The organism is Microcystis sp. M31BS1 (genome assembly GCF_020245285.1).
Taxonomy (GTDB): domain Bacteria; phylum Cyanobacteriota; class Cyanobacteriia; order Cyanobacteriales; family Microcystaceae; genus Microcystis; species Microcystis panniformis.
This window is the reverse complement of the sequence record NZ_JADBVE010000366.1, coordinates 1-8,425: the sequence shown is the minus strand read 5'-3', so window position 1 is coordinate 8,425 and position 8,425 is coordinate 1. Positions and strand designations below refer to the sequence as shown.

General features: G+C 39.6%; 4 protein-coding genes and 2 pseudogenes. 4 read left to right on the top strand and 2 right to left on the bottom strand.

The annotated features are described in order from the left end of the window. Positions 1-136: 136 nt before the first annotated feature. Positions 137-346: pseudogene (locus IM509_RS20655) on the bottom strand (DUF29 domain-containing protein); the annotation flags it as partial. A gap of 485 nt (positions 347-831) precedes the next feature. On the opposite strand from IM509_RS20655, the gene IM509_RS20650 reads away from it, so the two are divergent. From IM509_RS20650 to IM509_RS20635, 4 genes are all read left to right on the top strand, one after another. Further along, on the top strand, positions 832-3,582 hold the full coding sequence (locus IM509_RS20650; RefSeq protein ID WP_052276722.1) for a DNA methyltransferase: 2,751 nt from the start codon (positions 832-834) through the stop codon (positions 3,580-3,582). Between the two features lie 355 nt (positions 3,583-3,937). Beyond that, complete coding sequence (locus IM509_RS20645; protein ID WP_052276723.1) at positions 3,938-5,101, top strand: pyridoxal phosphate-dependent aminotransferase; 1,164 nt, start codon at positions 3,938-3,940, stop codon at positions 5,099-5,101. 316 nt (positions 5,102-5,417) lie between these two features. Continuing rightward, entirely contained in the window at positions 5,418-7,109 is a 1,692-nt protein-coding gene (locus tag IM509_RS20640) for an SPFH domain-containing protein (protein ID WP_287717339.1), read from the top strand. A 94-nt stretch (positions 7,110-7,203) separates the two neighbouring features. Continuing rightward, positions 7,204-8,355: a tetratricopeptide repeat protein gene (locus tag IM509_RS20635; protein ID WP_287717338.1), complete on the top strand. Its 1,152-nt coding sequence runs from the start codon at positions 7,204-7,206 to the stop codon at positions 8,353-8,355. On the opposite strand, the pseudogene IM509_RS20630 reads toward IM509_RS20635, so the two are convergent. Further along, a pseudogene (locus tag IM509_RS20630) lies at positions 8,311-8,425 on the bottom strand (IS1 family transposase); the annotation flags it as partial. The gene IM509_RS20635 and the pseudogene IM509_RS20630 overlap by 45 nt on opposite strands.

Sequence of the window (8,425 nt, the reverse complement as noted above, 5' to 3'; positions counted from 1 at the left end):
GACCCTTTTCCCTGTTTTGCTTCTCGCAAAGCTCGTCAGGATTATTATGGCAAAATTACCTTTTCTTTTATTCAGGAGTTTGAGGCTTTCACATAACAGTACTTGTCTTTGTATTGAAAAATGTGTCCGTCAGTCAGGGTGCGTTGTGCTGTACTTTTAATTTGAGCAAGTGAGCCAAAAGAATCATCAAATTACTTTCTAAAGTTCTTTTTTCCGATTTTCCCAACTCGGTTAACTCCTCAATTAAGTTATCAGTATCCAGCGCAGCAAATTCCCGCTTCTGTAGATGGCTAATTGTTGTTGCGAGCCACAATTGAAAATCTTGTTCGTAGAGAGTCTTGGACATAGCGATAAGTTATTCGTTCGAGTCAATAACTGCACTGATAAGTAGTTGGACAAAAGTAAAGTTAACTGTGGGGTAAGGAGTCAGTAGCCGGTCGTCAGGAGTCGGTCGTCAGTCAGAATTGTGGCAATTTACATTTATTAAGATAGACAACAGAATTTATGTCCGACTACTTAACTAAGCGGATACAATTCTCAAGGCGTTACTAATTTCTAGCTTCCCTTGTAGTTTACCAAAAAATCACCTAAAATGGAAACTAAGTAGGTAGGCGTTAAAAATTATCAGATGCCCCCCTTATCAAGGGGGGACTAAGGGGGGATCGGCACCCCCCTTATCAAGGGGGGACTAAGGGGGGATCGAACCTAAAATTTATCTTCAATTTAATTATAACCAGCTACTTATCTGTATCCCTTGCTGACTGCATCTGGCTCCCTACACCATTTTCTAGTATCGTTGAGCAAACCGGCGAAAGATAAGGAGTTAAAACTATGCCTTTAAGTTGGAATGAAATTAAAAATCGCGCCATCGCTTTTCAAAAAGAGTGGGAAGGAGAGACTTCAGAAAAAGCAGAATCTCAGTCTTTTTGGAATGATTTTTTTCATGTCTTTGGCATTTCACGGCGTAGGGTAGCCAGTTTTGAGCAACCGATAAAAAAAGCAGATAATAAACAGGGTTTTATTGATTTACTCTGGAAAGGAACGATTTTAGTTGAGCATAAATCGAAGGGAAAAGATTTAGAAAAAGCCACACAACAGGCTAAGGATTATTTTCCCAATTTAAAGGAACATGAGTTACCGCGTTATATTTTAGTCTCGGATTTTCAACGGTTTAAATTATATGATTTAGATTCGGGCAATCAATGGGAATTTGAATTAAGTAATTTTGTTGATAACGTTCATTTATTTGATTTGATTGCTGGTTACGAAAAGCGAGTTTATAAAGACGAAGACCCCGTCAATATTCAAGCCGCCGAGTTAATGGGAAAACTTCATGATTGCCTCAAAGAAATTGGTTATATAGGGCATGATTTGGAAGTTTATCTAGTGCGTTTATTATTTTGTTTATTTGCCGATGATACGGGTATTTTTAATAAGGGGATTTTCTGGGAATATATCGATCTACATACCAAAGAAGATGGCAGTGATTTGGCGATGCACATTGATGCTATTTTTCAGGTTTTGAATACACCAGAAGAAAAAAGATTAAAAAATCTGGATGAGAATTTAACTCAATTTCCCTACATAAATGGCAAGTTATTTGAAGAGTCATTACCCTTAGCGGCTTTTGATAGTAAGATGCGATTCATGTTATTAGAAGCTTGTGCTTTTGATTGGGGAAAAATTTCCCCTGCTATTTTTGGTTCTATGTTTCAAGCGGTAATGAATCCAAAAGAGCGACGCAATTTAGGGGCGCATTATACCTCCGAGAAGAACATTCAAAAGGTGATTAAACCGTTATTTTTAGATGATTTATCCAGAGAATTTGAGAAGGTTAAAGGCAATCGCAATAAATTACTAGAATTTCAGAAAAAGATTGCTAATTTATATTTTCTTGATCCTGCCTGTGGTTGCGGCAACTTTTTAATTATTACCTATCGGGAGTTACGGGATTTAGAGATTTTGGTATTACAGGAGTTAGATAAAACGGGGCAGTTAGTAACAGATATTAGTACCATTATTCAGGTAGATGTCAATCAGTTTGCGGGTATTGAATACGATGAGTTTGCGGTGAGGGTGGCTGAGGTGGCAATGTGGTTAATTGATCATCAGATGAATATTAAAGTTAGTAATACTTTTGGTCAGTATTTTGTGCGTTTACCATTAAAGAAAGCGGCAAAGATTGTTCATGGAAATGCCTTACGGATTGATTGGGAGGAAGTTATATCAAAAGAAAAGCTCAATTTTATTTTAGGGAATCCTCCTTTTGTGGGGCATCATTACCAAAATTTTGATCAAAAAGAAGACTTAAAGCTAGTTCTTGATAAAATCATTGGATCAGGGGTTATGGATTATGTATCAGCATGGTTTTATAAATCTGCTCAATTTATTCAAAGCACAAAAATTAAGGTGGGATTAGTGGCGACTAATTCTATTTCTCAAGGGGAACAATCATCTATCTTATGGAATGTTTTAATAAACGAATTTAATATCAGTATTCATTTTGCCCATAGAACTTTCAAATGGAGTAATGAAGCTAAAGGTAATGCTGCGGTTCATTGTGTGATTATTGGATTTGCTAGTTTTGAAGCTAATGAAAAATATCTATTCGACTATCAGACTATAACCAGTGAGCCGCTTTTAATAAAAGCCAAAAATATTAATCCTTACTTAATCAATGCAAACAATATTCTGGTTTTTAATCGAAAATATCCTCTCTGTAATGTCCCTAATATGATGTATGGAAATAAGCCAACAGATGGAGGTAATTTTATTTTATCTGAAGAAGAAAAAAATACTCTTGTCTCAAAAAACCCTTTGTTAATTAAATTTATTAGACCTTTTATTAGTGCTAGAGAATTTTTAAATGGTGGCAAAAAATGGTGTTTGTGGCTACTCGATATTAAACCCAATGAACTAAAGAATATACCTGAAATTTTGGAGCGTGTGGAAGCCGTGAAGCAATTGAGAGCAAAAAGTATTGCAGCTTCAACTCGAAACTATTCTTATCATTGTTTATTTCGACAAATCACACAACCCAAATCAGACTATATTCTTGTACCTAGAACTACGTCAGAAAATAGAAAATACATTCCTATTGGCTTTTTTACTGCTGATAATATCGTAAGTGATACTTGTCAGTCTATTCCGAACGGCGATTTATATTTATTTGGTATTTTAACTTCTGAAATGCACATGGCATGGGTTAAATATGTGTGTGGCAGATTAAAAAGTGATTATCGTTACTCAAAAGATATTGTTTATAATAATTTTCCTTTTCCAGAAAATATCACCGACAAACAAAAACAAACCGTTGAAACTTGCGCTCAAGCTGTGCTAGATACTAGGGCAAAATATCCCGATAGTAGCCTTGCGGATTTATACGATCCTTTAACCATGCCTCCCGACTTGCTCAAAGCTCACCAAAAACTTGACAAAGCTGTTGATTTGTGTTACCGTCCCCAACCCTTTACCAGTGAATTAAACCGTATTGAATACCTCTTTGAACTCTATGAAAAATTAACCGCTCCCCTACTCCCTACCAGCAAACAAAAACCCGCAAAAAGAAAAAATCCTCAATAACGAAGACAGGAGACAGGAGACAGGAGACAGGTTTTGGGGTTTTGGGGTTTTGGGGTTTTAGTTCAATTTCCCCACTTCCCCATCACCCCACTTCCCCATTTCCCCACTTCCCCATCACCCCACTTCCCCATCACCCCACTTTCCCCATCACCCCATCACCCCACTTCCCACTTCCCCATCACCCCACTTCCCCATCACCCCATCACCCCACTTCCCCATCACCCCACACCCCACACCCATCCCTAAGCGCCGCAATTCCGGAGATTATATAAAAAAACACCCAGAACAATCGAGGTGATGGACAATACTAAAGGTTGTGTAGGTCATCAGAAAAGCCCGTTCAGGGTAAAATACTATGAAACTAGCGTCACGAGTCAATCAAGTCACCCCCTCCCTTACCCTAGCTATCGACTCTCTGGCCAAGGAAATGAAGAAAAACGGCGAAGATGTCTGTAGTTTTAGCGCCGGGGAACCAGATTTCGACACACCCACTCACATCAAAGCTGCCGCGAAAAAGGCCCTCGATGAGGGAAAAACTCGCTACGGACCGGCTGCCGGGGAAGCGGGGTTAAGAAAAGCGATCGCCGAGAAATTGCTGCGGGATAATCAACTAGCATACAATGCCGATAATGTGATTGTTACCAATGGCGGTAAACAGTCTCTCTATAATCTAATCATGGCGTTAATTGAAGCGGGGGACGAAGTAATTATTCCCGCACCCTACTGGTTGAGTTATCCTGAAATGGTGACGTTAGCGGGAGGAACATCGGTTATAGTGAACACTAGCCTAGAGAATCAGTATAAAATCACCCCCGAACAGCTAGAAGCGGCAATTACACCGAAAACTAAATTATTTGTTTTCAATTCTCCCTCTAATCCCACCGGCATTGTCTATACTCCCGAAGAAATCGCAGCTTTAGCAAAAATTGTGGTTGAAAAGGATATTTTAGTGGTTTCTGATGAAATTTACGAGAAAATCCTCTACGATGGCGCAATTCACCGCAGTATCGCTTCTTTTGGTCCAGAAATCTTTCAGCGCAGTATTATTAGTAATGGTTTTGCTAAAGCTTTCTCGATGACGGGGTGGCGCGTCGGTTACATAGCAGGACCGGTGGAAATTGTCAAGGCTATGACTAAGATCCAAAGTCATAGTACCTCCAATGTCTGCACTTTTGCTCAATACGGTGCGATCGCTGCTTTGGCAAGTCCCCAAGATTGCATCGAGGAAATGGTCAAAGCTTTTAGCGAGCGCCGACAGTATATTTTAGAACGAGTGCGATCGCTCCCCAGACTTAATTGTCCTACTCCCAACGGTGCTTTTTATGTGTTTATCGATATTAGTCAAACTGGTTTAAAATCCCGGGATTTTTGTCAGAAACTCCTCGAAACCCAAAAAGTGGCTGCTATCCCCGGTATTGCTTTCGGTGCTGATGATTGTATTCGTCTTTCCTATGCTACAGACCTAAAGACGATTGAAAAAGGATTTGATCGCATTGATCAGTTTATCGGTACTTTGTAGGATGATTATTTTGTCTGTTAGGGTGAATTTTGTTCGCCCTTTTTTTGGGTTTTCACAGCCAATTATCTCTAATACTAAATCCGTTGGCTCTCCCGGGTTTGGTGGGTAAAATGTATTCTAAGATACGGTCTTGCGGACGAGTGCGTGGAACGAACCACAGAGACACAAAGAACACAGAGATCAATCACTACTATATAAGTTAAACTTATCATAGAAAGAATAAGACTGAAGTGCGAAATATGGGGTTAAATGAAACAGCCCTACCCCTGAACGGTTACAAATTTTTGTTAACATATTATCTACTGGAAAACCATAAATGTTAAGATTGCTGGAATTTCCTGATCTGAATCTTTACTATATGAGAGCAGTACAACCCAGCCAAACAGAGCCTGTTATTGTCGCTCAGTCTTCCCCTGATCCTTCCCGATCAAATTCACCGCCAAGTAACGGCAGTTTCTCTTTAGTGCCGATAGGACTGACTGTTGTAGTCACCTTGATACTGGTTTCTTTGTGGTCACAAAAAGATAAAATTATTGGAGGTTTAAAGGCATGGACTGAACCAGACTCAGACACGATTCGATCCCAAGAATTTGCTGTTGATATAGAAGTATCAAATATTCGTACTCAGGATTATTTACGAGCCAATGTACAAGCGACAATTTATGTCTATATTGCCGACACAAAAGAAGACAACCAAAAGGCTCAAAAATTTTGGGTAGAAGAAGACAGTATTTCAACCGTAGCCGTAGAGAAAGCTGTTAAAAAACGCGCCGAAACCGCCTTACGAGGAAGTGCCAGTAAACATACATTAGACTATCTCCATACAAATCGCACAGAGGTGGGAAAAGAGGCTACGACTATACTTGGTAACTGCCTAAATCCTCTAGGATTAACTGTTAGAGACCTAGTTATTGGTGAAATTGAAGAAAGTGCCAACTATACTGCTGACAACTATTTCGATGCCAAGGCAGTTGAAGCTAGGACAAAAGTTATTCAACCGGCAATTCTGGCAACTCGCACGGAAGAGTTAAAGACGGAAGAAGCAATACGAAAACAGGAATTAGATACGGAAGAAACAATACGAAAACAGGAATTAGAGAAAGGCAGAGATATAAGGCTAAAGGAATTAGAGATAGGGATTGAACTAGAAAATCAAGAGCTTACACATCAAGAAACATCTTTGAAAAATTTAGAAACACTGGAAAAAGTCGAAAAGAGGAAGACTGATCATGAGCTAATTATAGAAAAATACCAAAATGAAAAAGAAAAAGAACTACAGGAGGCGATTGAAACCTCTGAATTAGCTTTAAAGAAAAAGCTCGAAATTGCTGAGTTAAACGACAAAAAAGAACTAGAATCCCTCAAAAACACAACAGAGATTGAAATTCAACTTAACAAGCTCTTACAGGACACAAAATTAATTGAGGAAAATAAAACGTTTCGCTTAAAGCAAGCAACAATAAATCAAGCAATAGAAACGGGAGAAATTGCTGCAACCATCTCGATTATTAGCAAAGAAAAAGAACGGCTGGAAACAGAAATAGAACGCGCCCAAGCAGAAGAAGCTGTTACTACAGCAATTGAAGAAGCTCAAGCCAAACGCCAGAAGCTGCAAGCGGAAATAGCCGCAGAGTCAGTGGAGAACGAAGCAAAAACTATCGAACGTTTGGCAGAAGCAGAAGGTAAGCGTTACCATCTCATACCGGCTACGGATGCCGATCGCACGGCTCAAATGATTCGGGAGTTAGCGCCTCGATTAATGGAAAATTTACCCCAGGTTGTTGAAATTGCCAAAGCATTAGCCCCCCAAGCAGGGATTTTGGGAGACTCTAATATCTATACTTTTCCCAATGGAAATGGAGAAGAGATTAACAAGTTAATGCTTTCCACCAGTGGTATGTTACTGATCCAATCACTGCTAAATGGTAAGTTAGGAGACTTATTAGGTAAATCGCTCCGCTCTTTGAATAACGATAGCAACAACGGACAGGATAATTCTGACGTATAAGTAACAGCGAGATTGAGTCATCTAAGCCCATTAATCCCTGCCAATAAAACTAATTTTTCAACAGTAAACAAACTGAGTTTTGGAGTCTAAGTTCATGAACAAAGCAAAACAAAAACCTCCGCTAACATTTCCCCCCTTTCCCAAGACTACTAATTTCATTCTTACTTTTTTATTAGGACTTGGTATGGCTCTGGGCTTTGCTAAGTTAATCAGTTTTACAAGTTCTGCGAGTAACAATGCCGCCAAAATTAGCGATTTGCAAGGTTACTTACAATGGTTCAATGGCATAAATACTATCTATCTAAGTCTGGTATTGGCTGGGGGATTAGGCGGGTTACTTTACTCCATATTGCTTGACGGCGAGTTAGAATTGCCGTCTTGGAGTAAGAAAAATCCCAATAATCTCAACCCCGGCTTTTTGGGAGAAATTTTTGTTGGCATAGGTGGGTCACTTATTGCCTATCAGTTCTTACCCCAGGAGCTTAGAAAAACTGGCGATCCAGGCTTGGAAATCACGATTTTTGTCACTGGATTGGTGGGCGGCTACGGTGGTAAAGCCATCCTAGATGCGGCATTAAAGAAGGTAATTAACCGTATAGAAACGGCTGACCTGGCCAAAGAGAAAGCAGAATCTCAGGCAAAAGAACTCGAAGAAAGAAAGCACATCCTCGATCTAGTCAACCTACAGATTCAAGAAGGGCTAAATTTATCCGAATTATCAGAACTCCAAGAGAAACTTGAAGCCGCTAGTGAGAATGTTAAAGAACGTGCTTTTAATCTTGCTCATGATGCCCGTAGCTTAGGAAGAAGAACTCTAACGTTTAAAGATCGGGTTAATAGAACAATTCCGATTTTTGAGGCTCTGGTAGCCAGTGATAACAATAATCCCTCGTATAATGCAGAGTTAGGTTATGCTTATATCAGTTCACAGCCTCCTGATTTAGACAAAGCCATCTCCTATCTCGATCGCGCCATCGAACTACGAATACCGGGAGCATCAACTGAGCAAGATAGCTGGAAGTACGAAATAAATCGGGCGATCGCCAGAATTGGCCTTGGCAATTCTCAATCAAGGGATGATATCTTAAAAGATTTGTTTGCTGTTGAGCAGCGGAAAGGACTAGCACAAGCTATTGACGAGTATGAAAGGGATGGAGTAGATGGGGGAAATAATTCCGGCGTTGCTGAATTAAGCTATGAATCAGTAAGGAATAGGCACTTCTTGAAACTTCAGATAATGAATTAATAAACGAATAGAGTATCCTAACATTTCTGTAGACTTAGAATAGCAGAGTGTTTTGCGATGCAATCGGGCT